Source organism: Paraglaciecola mesophila, assembly GCF_009906955.1.
Lineage (GTDB): Bacteria > Pseudomonadota > Gammaproteobacteria > Enterobacterales > Alteromonadaceae > Paraglaciecola > Paraglaciecola mesophila_A.
In genome coordinates this window covers 3,596,959-3,619,229 of record NZ_CP047656.1, presented here as the reverse complement: position 1 = coordinate 3,619,229, position 22,271 = coordinate 3,596,959, and the positions used below count along the sequence as shown (strand labels likewise).

The window sequence follows — 22,271 nt, the reverse complement described above, 5'->3', positions numbered from 1 at the left end:
TGAGCCAACGTTACCACTTTATTCAATTAAACAGATTGACTCGTATATTCAAACGACAATGTCAGCGTCGATAGTAACCATAGCAGCAACTAGGTCGCCAAAGCGCACCTTTTCACATAGGTTGCGTTGCGTTCTGCGTTTCTGCGTTTCTGCGTTTCTGCGACCGATGATTCGTGATCTGACCACGGATATTTTCGGATAACAATGTAATGGAAAGCTGGGGATGAATGAAATGGATATCGGAATTTATATCTAGGATCAAGCCAAAGTGCTTGATTTTTCTGGACCTTACAGAGTCTGTTGCAGGTTCTACAAACTAAACTTCTTGTCTATTGTAAGTTGTAAAGTTTAGATTCACTTCTCTTCTTCGAATTTACTGAACGACCCGTATTGGGATATATGTTCTTGTTCGTAATTGTACTTTGCTTTGCTTAATTCAATTAACGCTTTCTTAAATATTTCATTTTCTTCAGCTAGCTTTGCTATTAGCTTACTTTTCTCTTCTTCTAATCGATCAATCTCAAGCGCTCCCATATCAGAAGAGGATTGGGCTCTATTGAGCCTTGACATGAGATCGCCATCTTTGCTCATTTCTCTTTTGAACAACTCATCCCTGATCCTGATATCAAACGCATTTTGACATGACTTATAAGAGATTCGTGAATTAGGTAAACGCTTCTTCTCACATATATAGTGCATATCTGACTCTTCGACGAGGTCGTTGAAAGTTTCAAATAACGCGAAGCTTGCTGCTTTGTATTCTTTTCGCAAAAGCGATAATGGCTTTTTGCCCTCTACTTCAATTATTTCTATATTATTATCTGTTGAAGTATATTTTTCATTAGCAAACGATTCCATGTTTGATAAAAAAACACCAGCTAAAAAGAACGCAATATAATATTGTTTCACGCTAAAACCCTCCTATATTTACATTCTGTTTCGTTGAGATTTATATCGCAACCGCAATATTATGCGTTTGATGAAATTAAAAGCGCACTGAATTTAAAATCCTAACACTCTTAATAAATAGCTTTAGCTTTTCGCTACGTGATACCAGAGACTAACACGGTCATTTCTGTCACATTTTGTTTATTCATGATTTATGTACCTTTTATCTATGTTATTCACAAATCACTTCCGTTGATAACTGAGCACTTTTATTGGAACGGAAACCTAAAGTACGTCAAACCCAGAAAGTTACGGTAGCTTCAGCGCATTTGGTTTAGTCTGGCTCGACACACTGTAGGCAGGCGCCGCATTATAATCTGCGAGCCATAAAAGTTATTTGAGTAACACATGAAAAAAACACTACGCATAATTGAACCCATGGTGACCGCGATTGATGGCATCAACCTTCCTATTATCTTGCTTAAGGGTAATGGGTGTCCGCTCGGTAATCCCCACATTCAATTCATGGGTTTGCTGCGCGATGATGCTTGCGTTGCCAAGGAGAATGACCATGGCGCAACATCAACGAGGATAAGCACAAAATTGGCCCAATTTATGTGAACAACAAAATCAATGTGGACTTACAGCGGTGGAGTTTTGTCGCCAGCAACAGATTAATACCCAAACCTACTACACTAGGCAACGTGATATTCGACTCCAGCGAACTCACAGAAAGTTCGTTCACGTCAAACGTAAAGTCACAAAGATTGAGTCACACACCGAGGAAACCAGTAGCGAACTTCTTCTGCAACTTGAGAGCGCTCTACTTAGCGTGTCAACGAATGTATGCCCTCACTGGCTTGCTACCGTGATGAAGACATTAGCTGATTGAAGATGTTCGTTGAGCCTGCCGATATATGCCTATGCATGGGATTTCGCCTTGCAACTAAATCACTCATAGCCGGCATTGGATCTGGCGTTAGTTGAGATAACTTAAGCTGAATAGCTTCACCATAATGCGCAATCAGTTACGCATCTAGTTTGTATTTTTTAGCCCGTTGACCTCTTGCTCCAGCAAAGCGTTTGGTGACAGTGTACAGACGAGTTTCTTGTTATATATGAAATAAAGCGACCCACTTAAGGGTTCTTATATAGCGGAATTAATGCCTTTAAACACGTCGATTTTTCTTCGAAGTCATAGTCTAGTGCTTTTAAGTTCCGGCTCCCATTGATTAACGTGCCGAAGTTCGCATACTCAACAGCTAAGCTAGATTCAAATTCTCGAAGTGCGACCTTTGGAAAGTCCTCATAACCTATTGGATTAAGATGTTTTTCACTTCTCTTGTTGTTTATATAGCGAACAAGTTGCTCTTTCATATCTTCGACGCGTGACATTCCATCATCGGATAATACTGACTCAGAATCGAGCTTGTAGGTGCCGCTTTTATGTTGTTTCACTATCACTAAATAAGCGCGAAGTGCAGAAACATCTAGACGCTCTAGTCCGTAACTAACATAGGCTAAGCTGTTGACAAGATGTTTTTTGATTTCATCATTTATGCGACCTTCTTCTTGGTATATAAAATTAGCGAGTACCATTTCTTTTACAACTAGGTAAGAGAGTGCGGTAGACGTATTGCCAAGCACCATCAAATGTAGAGCAGAACGATGTTTTAACTCCTTAGGCGTGTCCTCTCGTTGCAATAGAGTAAGCAATGCAAATTGATCGTCATTCTTTGCGTGCTGAACAAGTTCGGCAATTTTGGCTTCGATATATGGTGCCAACAAACTTCTATGCTGCTGTTCAAAGGAAGTATTTTCTGCTGGCAGCAAAATTTCGCCTCGTTTTACGGCCCATTCCATTGACTCACTGTATACGCTAGATTTTTCTTGCTCACTCAATTTCTGTTCGATGTGACACCAGTCTTCGTCTGATTCTGGGACAGGTGCAGATGTTAGCTCTGTATTTCGCGAATCCACTTCATGTGTAGATTCACTTTTTCTATCAAGGTTACTTGAAGGGTAAAAATCTGGGAGTGGACTTCCTTCTCTTTGGTTTTTACCAACAAGGCCCTCCAGATGAGCATATTTAACTGCGACAAAACCCATAAATAAAAGTAAGACGATTGTGCCAAGTAATATGTATATTTTAGTTTTCACAATCCATTCCTTCTCAGAAAGCGTTTTGGCCCTATTGCCTATCAATAACACAGCAAACTCAATTTGAGTTTCGTGGTCAGAATTTTTACTCGAGTGCCGATTTAAAATAGGGAATTAGTAAGCTTTATGGAAATGCAAAAATAATGCGCTTCACATGTATGCTTTAAAAAGTTCGCCTTTCAAAAAATCCTAAATATTTGCCAGTTTGCGAAATTTTTAGCGTTTAATCAATTCGTTAGAATATGCTCGGAGGGTGCTTAAGGCCAGCCATAAGGACTGCTGAGCCACTCATCTAGACTCAAAAGCGCACACGCATTTACCAGTTGCAAATCCGTATCGTTATAATATAACATAGCGAGATTTATTATGTTATATTATAACGATACGGATTCTGTGTGATAGAAATAGATCAGGCCAAGGCTGTCATTGAAGCAAACTCACTTTGCGTCAACATAAAAAACAATCCCATTTTAAAAGGTCTCAACTTCCAGGTTAAAGCGGGTGAAATATACGCTTTGCTAGGCGGTAACGGCGCGGGTAAATCAACCACATTGAAGACCCTTTTAGGGTTTAATGCCCCAAGCAGTGGCTCAGTAAAAGTGGATGGTAAAGAGGTTGTCAAAGCCCTGAACCTTGTACGTGAAAAAACTGCCTATTTGCCAGAATCTGCAACCTTATATACTCACCTTACCGCTAGGGAAAATGTCAAATATTTCCTATCTTTGGCGGATATTAAAAAGTCAGATGCTGAGGTTAATCAAGCGTTTGATCGCGTAGCGTTACAGGAAAAGGCGCGGGATCGTCACATGCAGACGTATTCAAAAGGCATGCGACAAAAAACGGCCATCGCGCTGGCTTTGCTGCGTGAAGCACCGATCTTTTTATTAGATGAGCCTACTTCGGGCCTCGACCCTGTGGCTATCGATGAATTTAACCAACTCGTGCGCGAGCTTGCCTCTGGTGGCGCTACCATATTAATGGTTACCCACGATGTATACGGTGCCTGCCAAGTAGCAGATCGTATCGGCCTATTGCGCGATGGCGAACTTGTGGGAGAGTTTTCCGCTCCGCAAAACGGACAAATTGAAACCGAACAAGTTCACGCGGCATTTGCCCAACGAGGCGCAGCGTGAGCGATCATTCATCTTCAATAACCCCTTTTGCAAAAACCATTATTGTTGCCAAAGATGAGTGGCGATATTGGCTACGCTCTAAATTAGCCATATCCGTATTGGCCATTGGCTTATTACTCACATTATCCTCTGTGATAGTCACCGCCATTAATACCATGGAGCTAAGTCATACTCGCCATGCATTACAAGACAATGCCGAGCAAACCTTTGCTGATCAACCTGACCGACATCCCCATAGAATGGTGCATTATGGGCACTATGCGTTTAGAGCCCCATCGCCACTGAGTGTGTTAGATCCGGGCGTTGATGCCTACACCGGAAACTCTATCTTTCTAGAAGGACACCGGCAAAACAGCGCCATGTTTGCCGACCAAAAACAAGGTACTGCGCTCACTCAACTCGGTAGCTTAACTCCCGCGTTTATCGTGCAAACTTTGGCTCCTCTGCTGCTGATTTTGATTGGCTACAGTTCAGTTAGTCGTGAGCGCGAATCACACACACTGACCTATTTGTTATCTCAAGGTACATCAGGGTTTACCCTAATTGCCGGTAAGGGTCTGGCGTTACTGTCGGTCATTGGGCTTATTTTAGTGCCGTTAACCGTCTCGGCGCTTTTTAGCCTACATGAAGGGGAAAGTGTCGTTGCCATCTTGGGCTTTATTTTAGGTTATGCCCTTTATCTGAGCGTCTGGGCATTGCTGGTTTTGTTGTGCTCAAGCGCACTGTCAAAAAACAGTGAAAGCTTTACCGCGTTAGCACTGACTTGGATTTTACTCTGTGTGGTTATGCCACGCGTCGCAAGCTCTACTGCGATCACAACGGTGCCCGCTGCAGGGAAACTAGAAACTGACTTTGCGGTTATCGCTGAGCTGCGAAAGTTAGGGGATGGCCACAATGCCAATGACCCGGCCTTTGCGCAAATAAAAGCCTCCCTATTAGAAAAATACAATGTGGACTCAATTGAGCAGTTGCCTGTTAACTACCGGGGTATCATCGCCATGACATCAGAAGCGAAGTTAACAGAGGTGTTAAACGAGTTTGCAGAAGAGCGAATGCAAACTGAGTTAGCCCAAACCAAGGTATCACGATATTTCGGTTGGTTGTCACCTATGGTCGCCATTCGTTCATTATCAATGCTGACTGCCGGTACCAGCATAGAAACCCACCATAAATTTTTACGCGAAGCTGAAGATCTGAGATTCAACTTTGTTCAAAGCTTAAACAAAGTTCATACAGAGCAACTTAGTTACCAAGACGATATGAATCGAAATAAAGACGATGATGCGTCATTAAAAGCGCGAGTCGGTGCGACAAACTGGCAAGTGCTAGAAGACTTTACCTTCGCTGTTGATAAACCTAGCTTACGCTTACAACGCAGTGCACCTGCATTTTTACAGCTACTAGCATGGATAGCAGCGCTCATCATTGTCATTCGTTGGCTAGGGAAACGCTTAGTATGAGTTATATGTTTACACAACTTAGCCGTGAATGGCGATTTATGTTGCGCCAGAAATACCTACTAGTGCTGCTCGGCTGTGCACTTTTAATCTCTGGGTTTTCTGTGCTCAGCGGTTTGAATGAAGTAGAGCAACAGCAACACACTATCGAGCGTTTAAAAGCCGCCGATGCATCTGACCGTACTGATGCACAGCATAAGCATGATGAAATTGGGATGTTAGCCTACTACACCTTCCATCTTACTTATTCAGCCCCTTCGGATTTAGCCTTTGCGGCCTTAGGTGAGCGCGATATTTACCCGTGGAAGCACCGTATTAAAATGCTCGCCATTGAAGGGCAAATTTACGAAAGCGACACCCAAAATGCAGAGCTTACCCAAGCGGGTAAAATCGACTTTGTATTTGTGATAAGTGCTCTATCGCCACTGATTATTATTCTGTTGTTCCATGATTTATTCGCCAGCGAGCGCAGCAGCGGCAGGCACGATTTATTAGTCACTACGGCTAAATCCCCATGGGCCCTTTGGGGAGCTCGAGGGGCAATACGCTTCATTGCACTTTTCTTGTGTTTGATGCTGCCATTTTATGTAGGGGCTTGGGTCAGTGGTACCTCACTGGCAGCCATAGGGTTAGTTTCGCTCTACTGCATCATCTATCTAGCGTTTTGGGCATTGGTAAGCGTGTACTGGGGCAGGAACGCAAGTAGCGCGCCCAAAGTGGCTTCAGGATTAATAGGTATGTGGGTACTGTTCGCCTTCATCACGCCTATTCTAGGCGACTTGAGCATTAATCAACTTGTTCATTCACCTAAGGGTGGCGACATTGTGTTAACCCAGCGAGAAGCCGTCAATGACGCATGGGATCTGCCAAAAGAAACCACCATGGACGCCTTCACAGCAACCTATCCAGAGTGGAAAGAGCATGTGGCCATGCAAAGCATGTTCGAGTGGAAATGGTATTACGCCTTTCAACAGGTCGGAGACCAAATCGCAGCGCCTATGTCACAAGAATATCGTGAGGCAGCCAGTAAGAAATACCAATTCGCTGGGTATGCATCTTTGCTGTCTCCGCCCATGTTATTGCAGCGCCTGTTAACTCGCCTTGCAGAAACAGACGCCGTGGCGGCGCATGAGTACGAACAACAAGTACGGGACTTTCACCAAGCCCTTCGTTTGTTTCACTACCCATTCTTATTTGCCCAAGGTGAATTCGACAAAGGGGAGCTGATTAACATGCCTAGTTTTGACAAGTTCATTTTTGAACAACAACAAGGGCGCGATACAGATAGCGTTCAATCGGCCAATAAATAACACTCACACTATAAAAAGGTTTTACCATGAACTCTGGTACACAAGGGCTAAAGCTCACCTATCTCAGCGCTTGCTTAGCTAGCGTGTTAATTCATCATAGCGTTGCAGCAGATGAACAAAACGCGTCACAAAGCGTCGCCCAAGACAAAGCAATCGAAACCTTAAGCATTGTAGGGTCACGACAAGCGTATCAAGGCAACTTTAGTCCGTTAGAAACCCCGCAATCAGAATTGAAAATAAATTCTGAAGCGTTAGCAAATGCAGGCGCAATTGATTTAAATCAGGCATTAGATTTATCTGCATCGGTTGCGCGGCAAAACAACTTTGGTGGCCTTTGGAATAGCTTTGCGTTGCGAGGGTTTGTGGGTGACGAAAACCTGCCCAGTAACTACTTGGTCAACGGTTTTAATGCGGGCAGAGGTTTTGGTGGTTCTCGCGATCTTTCGGGTATCGAGTCAGTTGAAGTGCTAAAAGGCCCACGTGCAGCATTATTTGGCCGTGGTGAACCAGGCGGCACAGTTAACCTAGTAACAAAACGCCCAACATTTGATACACAAGGCGAGATAAAGCTATCTGCAGGAAGCTATGATACATACCGAGCAGATGTAGATTACACTACTCCACTGACCGACGATGTAGCAGTGCGCCTTGTAGGTTTTTACGAGGATGCAGGTAGCTTTCGTGACACGGTAAAAAGTCAGAAAGAAGGTTTTAGCCCATCAATCGCATGGGAGATCAGTGAGCAAAGCACGCTCGTTTACGAATTAGAATATGCGCACCAAGAAGTGCCGTTCGACCGAGGTGTGATAGCGATTGACAACAAACTTGGCGTCGTCCCACAAAGTCGTTTTCTCGGAGAGCCCGCCGACGGTCCCATCGAAACTGACACATTAGGGCACCAAGTAGAGTTTCACCATGATTTTGATGATAACTGGAGTGTGTTGTTAGGCGCTAACTATCGTGATACATCGTTAGAAGGCTTTGCCACAGAAACGGGTTTTGCAGGCGTGGTAGATGATGAAATAAATCGTTTTCGTCGCTACCGCGAATATGATGCAGAGTATCAAGTATTTCGCGCAGAGCTTTCCGGCAACTTGACGTTAGCTGGCTTAGAACACCGTCTCATTATTGGGCTTGATTCAGACAAATTTGAAAATGACCAATTTGCACTGCGCGACCGCACCACTGAGCAATATATCAACGTATTTAACCCAGTGTATAGTGACGCTGGTGAGCTAGCGAATGACTTTTCTACGCAAATAGATCGCCTCGAAACGCAAGAATCACTTGGCGTGTTTATACAAGATCAAATTAGCTTAACTGATAAACTTGATGTGCGTATCGGTGCTCGTTTCGATGACTATCAACAAACCTTGAATAATCGTTCATCAGATAGCCGTTCAAAGCAAGAGGAAACGCGAGTCAGCCCGCAGTTTGGCATTGTATATGAAGCATCTGACTCACTTTCTGTGTATGCGACTTATGGCGAAAACTTCCGCCCTTTATCCGGTACAGACAGTAATGGTGACGGCTTTGAACCCAATCAATCGACCTCAGCAGAGGCTGGGATTAAGTTCACACTCAACGATGGTGCATTGTTTGGAACCGTTGCCGTATTTAAAGTCGAGCAAGAAAATTTGCTCGTGGTTGACGATCCTACTACGTTTACTTTCGCGGCAATTGGCGAAGCCGAGAGTCAAGGTGTGGAAATAGACATCAATGGCGAAATTGCTGATGGGCTGACCCTTTGGGCATCTTATGCTTATGTGGATGCTAAAACGAAAAATGCCTTCTTTGATGGCAACTTTGGATACACAATTGAAGCCGGAACCGACCTACTTAATGTGCCAGAGCAACAACTTAGCTTGCAACTGGTTCAGTTGCTTGAGCTAGATGGTAAAGCATTAGAAATCGGTGGTGGCTTAGTGTACGTAGATAAAAGAAATGGTTACTTTGGTACCGATTTCACCCTACCTAGCTATACCACTGCTAGAGCATTTGTCGCTTATGATATAACGGAGTCGATTGCACTAAGGGCTGAGGTCGATAATTTATTTGATAGAGATTATTACACCAACTCATTTGCAGACGTGTGGGTGCAACCTGGTACACCGCGTAGCTTTAGAGTGTCAGCGTCATACCAGTTTTAACAATATGCCGCACTCTCAAGCATTAGAGGGTTAAAAAAGCCCGCAGGTCTTTCGGTTTGCGGGCTTTTTGTTGTTAAATTTTGCTAAGCCCAAAAGGGTTATCAATGCTCTCGCTTGGCTGGGTAAACCAGCGGGGGCCATTGCTTGTCATATAAAAATGATCTTCCAAACGAATACCGAATTCATTGGGTATGACCAACATAGGCTCATTACTAAAGCACATGCCAGTAGCAAGTGGCGTTTTGTTACCACCAACTAAATACGGCCATTCGTGAATATCTAAACCAATACCATGCCCAGTACGATGAGGACAGCCCGGTGTTTGATACTCTGGGCCTAAACCTTGTGAGGCCAAATACTGACGCGCCGCCCCATCGACTTCTTCACATGGCACGCCTATTTGAGCTGCGTTAAAGGCAGCGAGTTGTGCGGCTTTTTCATCGTTCCAGTATTGTCGCTGGCGGCTCGTTGGCTGACCAAACACATAGGTACGGGTAATGTCAGATATATAGTCGTGCACTTTGCAGCCAGTATCGATTAACACCACATCCCCACCTTTGAGGGTTTGCGGGTCTTTAACACCGTGGGGAAAGGACGTTGCCACCCCAAAGAGCACGATACAAAAATAATTGCCCGGCGCCCCAACCTTTTGGTGAGCTTGTTCAATGAAGGCTTCCACCTCGGTAGTGCTTATTCCTTGGCACAGCATACTTGCGGTGGCTTGATGCACAGCCAACGTCATATCCATGGCCCCTTGCATCAACGCCAGTTCGTTATCAGACTTGTGCATTCTGCAATGGGCAGTCACCTCTTGAGCATTAATCAGCGTTAAGCCCTCTTGGGCTTTATTAATGCCGTCGAATATAAAAAACTGCGCGCTTTCATCTATGCCAATCGTAGCGGTTTTCGCTATTCCTAGGCTTGCTAGTACCTCAACAAATAAGCGATAAGGGTTCTCGTGTTCTTGCCAACCATGTATCGGCCCCTCTATCACTTTAAAGCCAGTTAGACTGCCAATTTCAAAATGCGGCGCGATATATTGCACCGCGCCTTTTGCGGGTAAAATGGCCCCGACCATGCGCTCACTGGCATACCATTTCATACCGGTAAAATACGTTAAGTTGGTGCCTGCATTCAGATAAATCGCGTCGATATTATTAGCTTGCATATACGCTTGGGCTCTAGCAATGCGCTGCAAGTACTCCTCAGGCTGAATAGGCACAAGGTGTTGAGTCATATCGTTTAGCGTCGCCAACGCTTGTTCTGCTGTTTGTGTCCCAATACCGATGCCTGATTCAATTGTCTGCATGTTTTCTCCTATTTTGCGGCGCTAACGAAAGCGAACTCGAGCCGTAGACTCATTACTTAGCCAATGGATAATAAAGGCGATGATATCACTGACATTACCCAACCCCCAGTTTGAAAGTTAACGCTTATAAGGAGGACGACGCCCCTTCTTACGAGTTGCTTTTTCACTCAGTTGCACCCGAGCATGCGTAGTCCGCTGAGTAAAAGGAGGTTTTTTATTCAAGGCAGTTCGCCCTTTGCGCTGTATTATCTGCTCATTCTGGCTTTTTTGTGCTCCTTTTTGATCATCTGCTTCCGTTTTTATTTCCCGTTTAAAGGGTGGTCTGTCAGCACCTTTGATTATGGGCACTGCAGTAGTATTAGCATGCAGAGTAAACGACGAAAATAACGCTGAAATAACGACAGCAAACAAAACACGTTTCATTTAACACCTCACATTAAGACGATTCACCTTGCTTAAGCACTAACGTCATGAAGTGACAGCAAGCCAGATGAGTTAGACTAAAGTATAAATTGCCGCGATTTTAGAGTGTAAAAAGAATGTTATAAAGAGAGACTGGTGATAGCTATTTGCTATCACAGAAACAGAAAGAAATACAATTTAGCAATCAGTATTATTCGGGTGTAATTCGAGTGCCTTCAAACGAACAGCCACGACTAACAGCTTGGTCACCGATTAACCTATAGGCCAAAAACAACTTTCTATTGTCTAATTAGGTCGTACATGTACCTGCTCTATAATTTGAAGTGTAATGCCCTCCTAAAAAGCGATGGCATCTATTATTCTGGCATAGTTAAGAGAACGAATTGGCATTTCACGGTAAATAATTTCGCAATATGAATGGCGAAATACAGAAGTCGTCATTACGCTTATTGGTACGCTTAGCGATGTTACTGGATGTTGATATTGCTTCTTTTCTGGCTTGTACAAGGAAGATCGTAATGAAGACTAAAACCCCCCTCACTTTTATGTTTTCAGTTTTTTTATTCGTGCTTTGTGGATGCGCTAACCAACCACTATTACTCGCTAATTTTGATGATACAGTTGGCGCATTCCCTGACTTAACACTTGCTGGTGATCCAGTCGGAGATGAAATAACTTGGAATGGAAGCACAGCCAATAGCACAGCAGAATTTGCCCCTCTAAAAGTCTTATCAGACGCTAACGGCGAATCTGGCGATAAAATTCTTCGCCTTTTCTATAGAGCTCAGGAGGAGCCTATAGGTTCGTTTTTGGGCTTTCATGCTAGGCCAACTGGAGAGACAAATAATATTTATAGTGTGCTCTGGGATGGCGTCATTGAATACCCTGGCAATCGAAATTCACAAACACTTTGGATAACGATTAACACACTTGCCCAGTGGCATCCTCGCCCTCTCATCAACTTGTCTATTCAGCGGGCGACAGATGGCCCTGGTCAGGATTGGTCTACCGTGACGATATTTGAAGGGGAAACATCAAGGCAAATAGGGTTTATACGAAATGACCTTCCTCATGCAGGTTTAGTTATATTAAATCTTGAAACCTACAAATATAGCCTTCTTTTTGGCGGCGTTACCGCTATTGGTGATTTACCGTCCGATACGAGCATTGAACGATTAAGTCTTTATTTCCATTTCGACACGCAGATCGCTCAAGAAAATTCATTTGGGCTAGGTAACTATTATATAGATGATGTAAAAATGCTGCTAAGCACACCTGATGAGAATTGATGTTAGAGAGCCCGGCAAATCCGGCTTAGGTTATTCAAACCCTATACATCTAGGCAGATTGCAGGTTCAATAAGGAAGATTATTATTTAATTAAACCTAAATGCAGGCCACATAAACAAAAAGCCAGCGACTAGCGCTGGCCTATTAAAGTTTAAGCTAACGTACCTTACACACTTAAAAGCGCTTTTCGATCCCCACTTCAAATCTGCGCTGGGCACCGTACCAACAGTTGTTGGTGTCGAAGCACGCCCCCACATATTCTTTATCCGTTAGGTTACTCACGCTGCCGGTCAGCTTTACGTCATACTTTGGAATATGGTAAGACAGTACTGCATCCAGTAACGTATATGACGGCACGACTTGGCTGTTGTATTTATCCGCTTGGGTTTCTCCTACGTAACGCACACCAGCCCCAAGCATTAGCCCATCGAGTGCATCGTCAAAAAAGTAATTTGCCCATACGGATGCACTTTCTTCTGCTACCCACACTGGAGTTTTACCCACAATATCAGTATCAAGTGGGTTGTCCGTCACTTCCATATCTAACAACGTGGCATTTGCTTGCACAGAAAAGGCCTGTGTTATTTGACTAGAAAGCTCAAGCTCTACGCCTTTAGATTCCACTTCGCCGTTTTGTGTTTTCAGCGCAAAATCAGGTGTGTTAACCACAACATTCTGTTTGGTGAGCACAAAATATGCACCCGAGAAAGTCGTTGCACCATTATCACTGATATACTTAGTGCCTAGCTCTATTTGATCTGCTGTGGTGGGCTTAAACGCTTCACCGGTTTGTGAGTCTACACCTGAAACAGGTTCGAACGATTCTGAATAATTCGCATACATGCGCCAACCCGAATCGAAGGTGTACATGGCCGCAACGCGCCCAGAAAACTCATTTTGATCAATATCTGTAGTGCTACCGTAAGGCGTGCCAGCATATACATTGGCCACTTCATCGGTACTTTCAAATTGATCATAACGACCGTTTAGCAAAAACGTAAACTTGCCCAAACGCATCTCATCCTGCACATAAAAGCCAATTTGCTCAATGTCGATATTGTGATCTTCTTGATAAAACTCCAACGGCAATGTGTCTACATCAAATAAGTTGTTGTCAATATTACTCAAGTCAAGCGCTGGCGTGTCCGTCCCCAACGTATCGCGATAAGCAACTGTTGAGTCAGAGTTTTGGTAATCGACCCCAAATAGTAAACTATGTAATACTTCTCCGGTTTGAACAAAACCCGCTACTTGGGTATCAACCGTAACCCCGTCTATTTCCTCGTCAGTAAGATAAGCAGAGCGTGCTAACAATATCCCGTCTGTTGGTTCAACCGTATGATAGGTATTCTGTTGCAGAGCTTGCGCATCTGTGTAGCGAAACTTCTGCAATATCGACCAATCATCATTCAACTGATGATTGAGCTTATAACCCAGCATTAGCACTTCCCGTGAAAAGCTGTTCCAGTTTTCGTCACCCGCGTAACTGCTAACGTCTAGTTTACCGTAAGGGGCCTCGTTCAATGTTCCTATTCCAGGTAAAGAGGTTGACGGAATTAACTCGGGATCGTCTTGATAATATGCTGACAGCGTGAGCTCTGTGGCTTTACTGATATCCACAGTCACCGAAGGTGCAACGGTATAACGCTCGGTTTCTGTGGTGTCTTGATAACCATCTCGATTACGTCCTAGCGCAACAAAACGATAACGAGCATTGTCACTTAGCGCACCTGTGGTATCTAAACCCAACTCAATTAAACTGTCAGAGCCAAATGCAGCACGTACTAAAGTTTCGTCATCGTCTTTGGGGTACTTCGCGACCTGATTCACCAAGCCGCCAGGAGGTACTAAGCCATACAGCGATGATGCTGGGCCTTTTAAAATTTCTAGCGATTCTGTTGCGAAGGCATCAACCTGAGGATAAAGGTTCCAGCTATTGTTACTCAATAAAGGAAGACCATCGTAAAACGTTTGATAAGTGGTGAAACCACGAATGGTAAATTGATCGAAAATCGTGATCGTAGGGCGACTTTCCGTCGTGACTCCTGAAGTATAACGAAGTGCTTTTGATACTGAATCGGCTTGACGTAGTTGCAGTAACTCTTGATCAATCACGCTGATACTCACAGGTGAGTCAATGGGGCGCAATGAAGACTTAGTGGCTGTGCTTCGATACGATTGCATAGCATTTACTTCAATATGCTCAAGGCTATCTTCTTGCTCTTGCGCGGCAGATGAAGCGGCAACCGCTATGGCTAACGCAGATAGAGATGGGTAAACCCAACCTTTGCGAACTTTCGGCATTCTATTTCCCTCAAAAATGTATAACTAGATAAACATGTAAGCGATCACCTTAATATACCTCAATCACAACACAAATAATAACAATTATCATTACTAAGTTATGAAATAGCTCGATCTTTGACGGGTTTTGAAGAAGGAAATGCCGCTATAATATAGTAGCGAGATAACATCTTGATGTGTGAGGGCTTACGCTACATAACTGGTGAGCTTGAGGTGGCATTTACCCAAGACTCCGCAGTTAGAGTCAAGGCTATTCTAAATGAGGTACAACGTATTTTACCTAATAGCAAAATACTTTATTCGCTACCTTCCCTCCCAGCAAACGTAAAAATGCGCCCATACGAAAAAGCGTGAATGCCATCAATGATTAAGTACATCACTTCGCCGACAATAATAATGTGTTCTGATTAAACATAGGTCAGGTGTTTTTAAGCGACGACAGATTGGTTCTAGACACCATTATGCGGGATTTTTGCATTTCACCAGTAAACAATACCGAGTATGGGCAAAGGTCATGCAGAGTACTATTACTGAGCTCATACGCTAATCAACGCCCGTTTGGCAAATTAGTATCTCCTAGGTGCTCCATTAAAAAGTCAGCTAAGTCATTGCTTTACCCGTGATTTAAGGGCTGGTAGTAAACGCCACGAAGTCCTTTTATCGTTTTTGCCCATTCGATGTTATTAATACAGCGCGGTACTCCGTTCGCATCTTTTAACTAAATCTGAACTGCGAAGATAGTTCGGAGCGAATCCATGATAATTTTTTACTCGATGAACGTTGCGAAATTTAGATTACTTATTAACCTTAACTGTACTCACACGCAATATTACTGGATGTCGATATTGCTCATTTTGCAACGCGTACAAGGAAGACTAATATGAAAAAACCAACTGTTATCACCTTTTTGCTTTTAAATATATTGATTTTGCTATTGCTATCAGGCTGCTCTTCACAACGGATACTGTTAGCTAATTTTGATAATGACGCTACGGGTAACCTCCCCGATCTAACGCTTACTGGCGATCCTATTGGTGATGAAATCACGTGGTCTGGTAGCACTGCTAATAGTTCAGCATCGCTGGCTCCACTAAAAGTCATTGCAGACATCAATGGTGAGGCTGGCGACAACATATTGCGTCTGTTTCACGCAACGAGTGTACAAGCAATAGGCCCTCACTTGGGCTTTCATGCACGACCTACTGCGGAGCCAGATGGCATTTATAACGTTTTTTGGGGCGGTGTCATTGAGCACCCAGGTGATCGCTCATCTCAAGCACTTTCCATTGCCGTTTATAGTACAGCTTACATCCACTATGTCTATTCGCTCGTCGGTTTACGCATTTATCGCACACCTGATGGACCCGGCGAGGGTTGGACAAGCGTGAATGTAAGAGACCAAAATGGACCTGAAAGACATATAGGATATATACGTGAGGACTTGCCTCACTCTGGGTTGGTTGTGATAAATCTTAACACTCAAAAATACAGTCTCCTTTTTGGCGGCCTTTCTGCGACTGGCGACCTGCCCTCCGATACCACTATTGACCGCCTAAGCCTATATTTGAGTTTCGCCCCCACCGATCCCTTAGACTACTCATTAGGCTTAGGAACTTACTACATTGATGATGTAAAAATGCTACAAAATGAACCCGATGAAGACTAAAAGAACCAGATCATGTAAACCTTAACTCATACCTGACAAATTACTCTTGTGAACGGAGATACGTTCATTAGTGATAAGCAAAGGCGGCGATGCCTCTTCGCGGCATTCCGCCGATAAATGATTCAACTGCAGCTAAGCTCCCTGAGGTGGAGTGCTATCTGGCTCGCAGAAAATCCTTGTCCAGCGCGCCTGATAAATTACGCAGTTCGTAGTGAATAATCTCAGCGATACGCTCGGCGCCAGCGGTTTCGGTTATCTTTGCAATAGCACTAATGATTAGCGCTTCTAGTGCGTCGCTGTCATGGATGTTTTCCTTACTCGCTGCTGCTAAGGCATCAGCTATACATTGTTTAGCAATGCTGTATTTACTCGCTTTAGCTCTCCTAAAGCAAAGCCCTCGAATAGAAAAATAAGGGCCAAATTCTGCGGCCCTAGTTGACGTTGTATACATACAAAAAAAGTATTAACTTTTGTTGCGCTCGTATTCACGTACTTCATTTCGACCTACCACCATATGATGAACTTCATCTGGGCCATCAGCATAACGCAAGGTACGCTGTCCTGCGTACATAGCAGAAAGCGGCGACCACTGCGAAATCCCCGTAGCACCATGCATTTGCATGGATTGGTCGATAATTTCGCAGACTCGCTCAGGCACCATCGCTTTGATCATGTGGATCCAAATGCGGGCTTCTTGGTTACCTAACACATCCATAGCTTTAGCGGCTTTAAGCACCATCATTCGCATGGCTTCAATGTCGATCCGCATCTTTGAGATAACTTCTACATTTTTACCCAATTGATATATCTTTTTACCGAATGCTTCTCTTGAAGTGGAGCGCTCAAGGGCAAGTTGCAATGCCTCTTCGGCTTGACCAATTGAACGCATGCAATGGTGAATACGCCCGGGCCCTAAACGTACTTGTGATATCTCAAAACCACGCCCTTCGCCTAACAACATATTGGTTTTTGGTACGCGTACGTTTTCAAGTTTGATGTGCATGTGCCCGTGTGGCGCGTGATCGTGCCCAAATACATGCATTGGGCCAACAATCGTGACGCCAGGTGTGTCTAATGGCACAAGAATTTGCGACTGTTGTTTGTGTGCAGGGGCATCTGGGCTACTTTTCACCATGCAGATCATCACTTTACAACGTGGGTCACCAGCGCCAGAAATATAGTATTTCTCTCCGTTAATCACCCAGTCATCGCCATCTTCAACCGCCAATGTTGAAATGTTTTTCGCATCGGAAGAAGCAACATTGGGTTCTGTCATACCAAAGCATGAACGGATTTCGCCGCGGAGTAACGGCTGTAGCCATTTTTCTTTTTGCTCAGGTGTACCTACACGCTCTAGCACTTCCATATTGCCTGTGTCAGGGGCTGAACAGTTTAACGTTTCAGAAGCGAGTGGGGCTTTACCCAGTTCAACCGCAATATAGGCGTAATCAAGGTTAGTTAAGCCTTGGCCTGTTTCAGCATCAGGCAGAAAGAAATTCCACAGGCCCGCTTCTTTGGCTTTGTTTTTCGCCCCTTCCAATAATTCCATTTGGCGATCAGAATAGCTCCAACGATCGGCAAGCTTCTCGCCAATTGAGTAAAATTCTTCTTGGATCGGGATAACATTTTCTTCAATGTGCTTCTTTACAGCCAGATAAAGCGGGCGCACATCATCAGACATACGCAAATCATTCAAATCTTCAGTCGACATAATTACTTCCTTAAAAATAAGTGAAACCTGCCATGTTTTATTGACGCTTCACGACACGTGATATTGCAAATTAAAACTACAAAAAATCAGTTAAAACATAATATGTAAACAAAGTGTAAATGACCAACAAAATCGATACAAGAATATGAAATTATTGATATTTTTTAAAAATAAAGAATTTATGGCGACGTTATAAAAGTGAATTATGGGGGTATATCACTGGTAGTTTTTGAAACGGCTATTTGGGAAAATCTGCTGATTAAGTGGATAGATAAACATTTAAGGAACACCTGTAATTTTTTAAACATCATGCCAGTGTGTAACCTTTAAAGAGATATTTAGCGATATCAACATGGTTGTTGATATCTAAAGTCCGTAAGAAGCCAGCCCCATAAATATTCGCAACTTATAACGTTTGACTAGCCTACTTCCTGCGGGGATGATGTACCCTCTTCTAGCATAGAAGTTTAAATAGGGATTCCGAGATATGCAGTCAAACCGTCGAGCACCTGTCGTAATAAGTACACTACGTGTATTCCTATTAATAATACTTGCCGTGCTGCTTTCCTCTTGCGCCACCCTTACCCCTGATTTTGAGAAGCCAGAGTTACAATTAACTAACTTGAGTATGTTGCCAGCACAAGGTTTTGAGCAACGTTTTCGTCTTACTTTTCGCGTGACCAACCCGAATAATATCTCTTTCCCGGTAGATGGTATGAATTTCAAACTAAATTTACGCGGCGTACAGGTTGCCACTGGGGTTAGCAATCAACAGTTTGTACTTGCCCCCTTAAGTGATAATACCTTTGACGTAGACGTGACAGCCAACCTGTTTAACTCTGGCCGCGTTCTGCTCGATATCATGAATAATAAACCTCAGACACTCGCCTATGAAATCGATGCCAAAATATTCACCAGTAAAGGGTTATGGGGCAGTATTCCTGTTACTCGCAGTGGCGTTATCCCCTTTGGTTTAAACACAAAAAGCAATGGATAGCATAGGCGGTGTTCTGATGGATTTGCTATGACTTGGGCAATAGGCTCTTTGCGTTACTGAGTGTCTACCACGCTAAGATGTCGCGCTTTTATGCTAGACTGCGCGCGTTCTACAACACATGAGTAAAAAATGACGATATTGATGCGCCGCCTTACACTTTGTATTGTGTTTGCCCCCCTACTGCTAAGCCACCATACTTATGCCCAATCACCTGTTAATGCCCCTTTGCACGCAGTCGCTCCCAGCACTGATGTTGAGGCGACCATGAAGTCAATGGCACTCACCTACAAACAAGCCATGCAGTCAACTGATCCTAGCGCGATGCTCACCCTGGTAGAAAAATTTCAACACTTAGTGGCATCGGTGCAACAGGTGCAATTTGACAAAAAGCACCATAAGGTATTGCATCAAGGTTTAGACAAAGTGCAAACGCAACTTGATTTAGCGCACGCGAGCATAGAAAGCAAGGATATCAAAGCGGCTAAGGCACATCTGAAAAAGGTAGCCGTCCTAAGGAAGCGTTATCATAAGGAGCGAAGCCCAGATATTTGGCAATTAATTTTTGGCTAGGAATGACACCAATTTAACTGACGACTATCAGCAATAAAAACAAAGCAGGCTTATAGCCAATGGAAAAATGGCTTAAAAAATCAGTAACAACTTATTTTACTTTTTTGTTCAAAAAGGCATTAGCGACTTTGTGCTGAACGGAATCCAATTCACCAGAAGTTTTCATACGCGTTAGCTGCTGGTTAATCTGGGGTAAAATGGCGAGGTGCTTCTTGTGAATATAAGAATAAAAACCGTGTCTTTCTAGAGCAGGGCGTAAGATGACAAGTTCAGCCGACCCGTTGAGCATTACTTTTGAGCCCATAATTTGCTCTGTCGCTATCATCATATCTATTTTGCCGACACTTATTAACTTAAAAATTTGTTGATTTGTCTCAAGCGGGTAAATCGAAATATCGTGCTGTGTTGCTGCTTGCTCAATGTAGTGTGTGCCTTTGCGATATCCGATAACTTTGTTAGGCGGTATGCTTTGCCAACCATCAACCTTAAACTCATTGCCTGCAAGGGTATACAAGTTGACGTCATGGGCATAACACGACACGCTTGTTTGAAACAAGTCAGGATATTTAGCGTTCAACCCATTTACCCTGGCGGTTTCACCATCGGTTTCCCCCTTGCTAGCACTGAGTATTGAACGTTCTGAAGATTTCGCATTTAGTGACATATCAATGTTGATGCGACTCAGGGCAAGGCGCATGACCTCAGAACACACCATTGGCGGAAGCCCACTGTTTACCGCGGTTGAAAAAACCAATCGTTCTTTTGCATTTGCACTAGCAAAACAAGCAAAACTCACAATAAAAAAAACAAGATACTTCATTTAACATTCATTCCAACTTTTCACATAGTCTCTTAGCCTCATCGCCCAAAAGCTTACCACTATATAAACGAGCGAAAACCAGTTTTCAAAGGTCGCACTGAAGGTAATGGAATTGGTATTAATCATTAACATTTTGTTTTGATATCTCTACACTGTAATACGATTTAAAGAACTAACGCATTAATACCATAGGACATTGTGGCAAAACCAAATTCTAAAGCCCCTACGAAAAGCGTCGATATTTTCTGCACCAACTGCCAACAGCAACTTTTTCGCTATAAAAAAGGTGGCAAAGGCGCTTTGATAAAATGCTTTAAAGAAAGGATAAGCAAAGACTTCACCGTGATTGAAGGCGTCTGTCCTGAATGCAAAACGGTCTTTGCCAGAGACACACTCGTGCGAGGCACTCCTGCGCTAAAAGTTATTGGTGGCAAAGTGCGCGTTAAATAACAGAAAATCGTCAGTAGCGTTAAGCGGGTTTGTTTTCGTTAGATAATCCGAATGCTTTAGCCGCGCTAGTCCACCACCATGAGTGCGCGATACTCATCATAGGCATACTGGTCCGTCATGCCGCTAATGTAATCTTGCAGCAGACGACAGCGATAGTAAAATTCTAGTTCATCACTGTCGTGTTTTTGAATGCTATGCAGATACGCTCTGAGGTGCTTACCAGGCAGCTTTTTCACCAGTCTTTTCGCCAACAGTGGCGCCTCTTTTGCCTGCTGATACACTTGGGTAAATTGCGCTTTAGTCAACTTGAGCAAAGGCTGATAGCAATCAAGTAATCCACTGATGATCTTATAGCCTTGTAGCTCTCGTGCTTCTACTTCTTTGTTGCAAAAGGCATATTTAAGCGCCACCTTTTTAAACGATTCGGAAAGAGCATGGGCTGCGCTTCTGTCTTCTAATAATGCTTGATTAAACGAGCCGTGAAAAATCGGCTCTATGTTAGTAATAAAACGCTCCACAGCATGATTGACCAAGGGGTGAAGTACACCCACTCTAAGGGAAATAAAGAATTGACTGTCTTTAGAGATATCATCAGCTTGAGCAGCCTTATAGGCTTTTTCCGTTATACTTTGCATCGCATTTTTACTGGTATCGAGGCCAAACATGTTGAGCAGCAATAAAAACTCTTCACACAAGGATGATTGCAGCTTTTCAATCCCCAAAATGCCTTTTTCCACCGCATCTTCTAGGTCAGCGATACAATAAGAAATATCATCAGCGGCTTCCATAATATAAGAGGCTGGATGACGATGTCCCACTTCCATCTCTAAGGTTTGACACAAGGTTTCAACATATTCTTTTTCGCTGAAATAGAACCCTGCTTTTTTCTGTAAATAACTGAGTTTATGAGTTTTATCTGGCTTGATATCGGTGGCACATCGGGTGTACTTAAGTATCCCCGCGACCTGGCTGAAAGTAAGATTTAACTGCAATAAGGAGTGTATCAGCCTAACTGCTTGGGCATTACCTTCAAAGTTGCATATATCTCGCTGCAAAGCAGGATCGAAATCAAATTCACCTTCTGGCGTTGGCGGAAATGAATCTCTCAAGTTGAGTGTAAACCAGTCATTAATCGCCTGCTCACCGAAATGCCCAAAAGGCGGGTTGCCAATATCGTGCATCAGGCACGCCATTTCCACTACGCTTTCTAAATGCCGCTCAAATTCGGCTAAGTTAAATTCCATCTGTTTGGCGGGATCCAACTTATTAAAGATGCTTTGAACAATGAAACGGCCCACTTGCTGAACTTCAAGTGAGTGGGTTAAGCGGCTTCGAACAGCGGCATTTCGCTCCAATGGAAATACTTGGGTTTTTTGCTGCAGTCTGCGGACAGCCGCAGAATTAATAATACGCCCACGGTCACTTTCAAAGTCAAACAGAATAGACTTAATCGACTCTCTTTTTCTGGTGTTGTGAAGTCGAGCACTGGTTAGCTTTTTAGAAAAATCAATCATGAGTACATCTTACGGCAGTAAAGTTAATTGACCATACAACAGAGGTTGCCAGTATGACAATTTTTACATGAAATAAAACAATGGGTTAGCTAGGTATCTGCAGAATGCTAGCCGATCAGG

20 protein-coding genes and 1 pseudogene are annotated in these 22,271 nt (G+C 43.5%); 11 read left to right on the top strand and 10 right to left on the bottom strand.

The genetic code is table 11. The features are described from left to right. Window positions 1–354: 354 nt before the first annotated feature. Window positions 355–909, bottom strand: coding sequence for a hypothetical protein (locus tag FX988_RS15520; protein ID WP_160181037.1), 555 nt, complete (start codon window positions 907–909; stop codon window positions 355–357). 387 nt (window positions 910–1,296) lie between these two features. On the opposite strand from FX988_RS15520, the gene FX988_RS21640 reads away from it, so the two are divergent. Both FX988_RS21640 and FX988_RS21935 read left to right on the top strand, forming a co-directional pair. Further along, the gene (locus FX988_RS21640; protein ID WP_201751597.1) at window positions 1,297–1,509 is read left to right on the top strand and encodes a hypothetical protein; all 213 of its coding nucleotides are present in this window, start codon (window positions 1,297–1,299) and stop codon (window positions 1,507–1,509) included. A gap of 28 nt (window positions 1,510–1,537) precedes the next feature. Next, window positions 1,538–1,780 carry an IS66 family insertion sequence element accessory protein TnpB gene (locus FX988_RS21935; protein WP_412761900.1) on the top strand — a complete coding sequence of 81 codons (243 nt, stop codon included), beginning with the start codon at window positions 1,538–1,540 and terminating at the stop codon, window positions 1,778–1,780. A 34-nt stretch (window positions 1,781–1,814) separates the two neighbouring features. Here FX988_RS21935 and FX988_RS15510 read toward each other — a convergent pair. Both FX988_RS15510 and FX988_RS15505 read right to left on the bottom strand, forming a co-directional pair. Further along, window positions 1,815–1,973 (bottom strand): annotated as a pseudogene (locus FX988_RS15510) (IS110 family transposase); the annotation flags it as partial. A 52-nt stretch (window positions 1,974–2,025) separates the two neighbouring features. Continuing rightward, window positions 2,026–3,048: a hypothetical protein gene (locus FX988_RS15505; RefSeq protein ID WP_160181036.1), complete on the bottom strand. Its 1,023-nt coding sequence runs from the start codon at window positions 3,046–3,048 to the stop codon at window positions 2,026–2,028. A gap of 395 nt (window positions 3,049–3,443) precedes the next feature. Between FX988_RS15505 and FX988_RS15500 the strand changes: the two genes are divergently transcribed. Genes FX988_RS15500 through FX988_RS15485 form a run of 4 tightly spaced genes read left to right on the top strand, consistent with a single transcriptional unit; the run spans window position 3,444 to window position 9,098 of the window. Continuing rightward, window positions 3,444–4,181 carry an ABC transporter ATP-binding protein gene (locus FX988_RS15500; RefSeq protein WP_160181035.1) on the top strand — a complete coding sequence of 246 codons (738 nt, stop codon included), beginning with the start codon at window positions 3,444–3,446 and terminating at the stop codon, window positions 4,179–4,181. Beyond that, on the top strand, window positions 4,178–5,641 hold the full coding sequence (locus FX988_RS15495; protein WP_160181034.1) for an ABC transporter permease: 1,464 nt from the start codon (window positions 4,178–4,180) through the stop codon (window positions 5,639–5,641). Before FX988_RS15500 ends, FX988_RS15495 begins: the two co-directional genes overlap by 4 nt. Next, on the top strand, window positions 5,638–6,948 hold the full coding sequence (locus FX988_RS15490) for a DUF3526 domain-containing protein (RefSeq protein WP_160181033.1): 1,311 nt from the start codon (window positions 5,638–5,640) through the stop codon (window positions 6,946–6,948). Before FX988_RS15495 ends, FX988_RS15490 begins: the two co-directional genes overlap by 4 nt. Before the next feature lie 26 nt (window positions 6,949–6,974). Further along, a complete protein-coding gene (locus FX988_RS15485; protein ID WP_160181032.1) occupies window positions 6,975–9,098 on the top strand; it encodes a TonB-dependent siderophore receptor in 2,124 nt (707 codons plus the stop codon). Window positions 9,099–9,171: 73 nt separating this feature from the next. Here the strand turns inward: FX988_RS15485 and FX988_RS15480 are convergent, their stop codons facing one another. Together FX988_RS15480 and FX988_RS15475 are read right to left on the bottom strand one after the other, a co-directional pair. Further along, window positions 9,172–10,407, bottom strand: a complete 1,236-nt coding sequence (locus tag FX988_RS15480) for a M24 family metallopeptidase (protein ID WP_160181031.1) — start codon at window positions 10,405–10,407, stop codon at window positions 9,172–9,174. A gap of 117 nt (window positions 10,408–10,524) precedes the next feature. After that, entirely contained in the window at window positions 10,525–10,830 is a 306-nt protein-coding gene (locus FX988_RS15475; RefSeq protein WP_160181030.1) for a hypothetical protein, read from the bottom strand. Window positions 10,831–11,348: 518 nt separating this feature from the next. On the opposite strand from FX988_RS15475, the gene FX988_RS15470 reads away from it, so the two are divergent. Beyond that, window positions 11,349–12,119 (top strand): hypothetical protein, encoded by a 771-nt coding sequence (locus tag FX988_RS15470; RefSeq protein WP_160181029.1) that lies wholly within the window; start codon window positions 11,349–11,351, stop codon window positions 12,117–12,119. Between the two features lie 174 nt (window positions 12,120–12,293). Here the strand turns inward: FX988_RS15470 and FX988_RS15465 are convergent, their stop codons facing one another. Continuing rightward, a complete protein-coding gene (locus FX988_RS15465; RefSeq protein ID WP_160181028.1) occupies window positions 12,294–14,423 on the bottom strand; it encodes a TonB-dependent siderophore receptor in 2,130 nt (709 codons plus the stop codon). Between the two features lie 880 nt (window positions 14,424–15,303). On the opposite strand from FX988_RS15465, the gene FX988_RS15460 reads away from it, so the two are divergent. Beyond that, a complete protein-coding gene (locus tag FX988_RS15460; RefSeq protein WP_160181027.1) occupies window positions 15,304–16,089 on the top strand; it encodes a hypothetical protein in 786 nt (261 codons plus the stop codon). A 154-nt stretch (window positions 16,090–16,243) separates the two neighbouring features. Here the strand turns inward: FX988_RS15460 and FX988_RS15455 are convergent, their stop codons facing one another. Next, window positions 16,244–16,540 (bottom strand): hypothetical protein, encoded by a 297-nt coding sequence (locus FX988_RS15455; RefSeq protein WP_254700633.1) that lies wholly within the window; start codon window positions 16,538–16,540, stop codon window positions 16,244–16,246. 12 nt (window positions 16,541–16,552) lie between these two features. Continuing rightward, entirely contained in the window at window positions 16,553–17,800 is a 1,248-nt protein-coding gene (locus tag FX988_RS15450) for an acyl-CoA dehydrogenase family protein (protein ID WP_160181026.1), read from the bottom strand. Between the two features lie 487 nt (window positions 17,801–18,287). Between FX988_RS15450 and FX988_RS15445 the strand changes: the two genes are divergently transcribed. Both FX988_RS15445 and FX988_RS15440 read left to right on the top strand, forming a co-directional pair. Beyond that, a complete protein-coding gene (locus FX988_RS15445; RefSeq protein WP_160181025.1) occupies window positions 18,288–18,797 on the top strand; it encodes an LEA type 2 family protein in 510 nt (169 codons plus the stop codon). A 129-nt stretch (window positions 18,798–18,926) separates the two neighbouring features. Continuing rightward, on the top strand, window positions 18,927–19,367 hold the full coding sequence (locus FX988_RS15440) for a cytochrome b562 (RefSeq protein WP_160181024.1): 441 nt from the start codon (window positions 18,927–18,929) through the stop codon (window positions 19,365–19,367). A 91-nt stretch (window positions 19,368–19,458) separates the two neighbouring features. Here FX988_RS15440 and FX988_RS15435 read toward each other — a convergent pair whose 3' ends face one another. After that, window positions 19,459–20,187 (bottom strand): substrate-binding periplasmic protein, encoded by a 729-nt coding sequence (locus FX988_RS15435; protein WP_160181023.1) that lies wholly within the window; start codon window positions 20,185–20,187, stop codon window positions 19,459–19,461. Window positions 20,188–20,385: 198 nt separating this feature from the next. On the opposite strand from FX988_RS15435, the gene FX988_RS15430 reads away from it, so the two are divergent. Next, window positions 20,386–20,637, top strand: coding sequence for a hypothetical protein (locus FX988_RS15430; RefSeq protein ID WP_160181022.1), 252 nt, complete (start codon window positions 20,386–20,388; stop codon window positions 20,635–20,637). Window positions 20,638–20,702: 65 nt separating this feature from the next. Here the strand turns inward: FX988_RS15430 and dgt are convergent, their stop codons facing one another. Then, window positions 20,703–22,151 (bottom strand): dGTPase, encoded by a 1,449-nt coding sequence (gene dgt / locus FX988_RS15425; RefSeq protein WP_160181021.1) that lies wholly within the window; start codon window positions 22,149–22,151, stop codon window positions 20,703–20,705. Between the last annotated feature and the right edge of the window lie 120 nt (window positions 22,152–22,271).

What these genes read in the sequence shown, in the direction of transcription:
- FX988_RS15435 (WP_160181023.1), bottom strand. Translation starts at nt 20,187, where the DNA reads ATGAAGTATCTTGTTTTTTTTATTGTGAGTTTTGCTTGTTTTGCTAGT.
- FX988_RS15470 (WP_160181029.1), top strand. Translation starts at nt 11,349, where the DNA reads ATGAAGACTAAAACCCCCCTCACTTTTATGTTTTCAGTTTTTTTATTC.
- FX988_RS15465 (WP_160181028.1), bottom strand. Translation starts at nt 14,423, where the DNA reads ATGCCGAAAGTTCGCAAAGGTTGGGTTTACCCATCTCTATCTGCGTTA.
- FX988_RS15460 (WP_160181027.1), top strand. Translation starts at nt 15,304, where the DNA reads ATGAAAAAACCAACTGTTATCACCTTTTTGCTTTTAAATATATTGATT.
- FX988_RS15445 (WP_160181025.1), top strand. Translation starts at nt 18,288, where the DNA reads ATGCAGTCAAACCGTCGAGCACCTGTCGTAATAAGTACACTACGTGTA.
- FX988_RS15475 (WP_160181030.1), bottom strand. Translation starts at nt 10,830, where the DNA reads ATGAAACGTGTTTTGTTTGCTGTCGTTATTTCAGCGTTATTTTCGTCG.
- FX988_RS15485 (WP_160181032.1), top strand. Translation starts at nt 6,975, where the DNA reads ATGAACTCTGGTACACAAGGGCTAAAGCTCACCTATCTCAGCGCTTGC.
- dgt (WP_160181021.1), bottom strand. Translation starts at nt 22,151, where the DNA reads ATGATTGATTTTTCTAAAAAGCTAACCAGTGCTCGACTTCACAACACC.
- FX988_RS15440 (WP_160181024.1), top strand. Translation starts at nt 18,927, where the DNA reads ATGACGATATTGATGCGCCGCCTTACACTTTGTATTGTGTTTGCCCCC.
- FX988_RS15450 (WP_160181026.1), bottom strand. Translation starts at nt 17,800, where the DNA reads ATGTCGACTGAAGATTTGAATGATTTGCGTATGTCTGATGATGTGCGC.
- FX988_RS15490 (WP_160181033.1), top strand. Translation starts at nt 5,638, where the DNA reads ATGAGTTATATGTTTACACAACTTAGCCGTGAATGGCGATTTATGTTG.
- FX988_RS21640 (WP_201751597.1), top strand. Translation starts at nt 1,297, where the DNA reads ATGAAAAAAACACTACGCATAATTGAACCCATGGTGACCGCGATTGAT.
- FX988_RS15480 (WP_160181031.1), bottom strand. Translation starts at nt 10,407, where the DNA reads ATGCAGACAATTGAATCAGGCATCGGTATTGGGACACAAACAGCAGAA.
- FX988_RS15455 (WP_254700633.1), bottom strand. Translation starts at nt 16,540, where the DNA reads ATGTATACAACGTCAACTAGGGCCGCAGAATTTGGCCCTTATTTTTCT.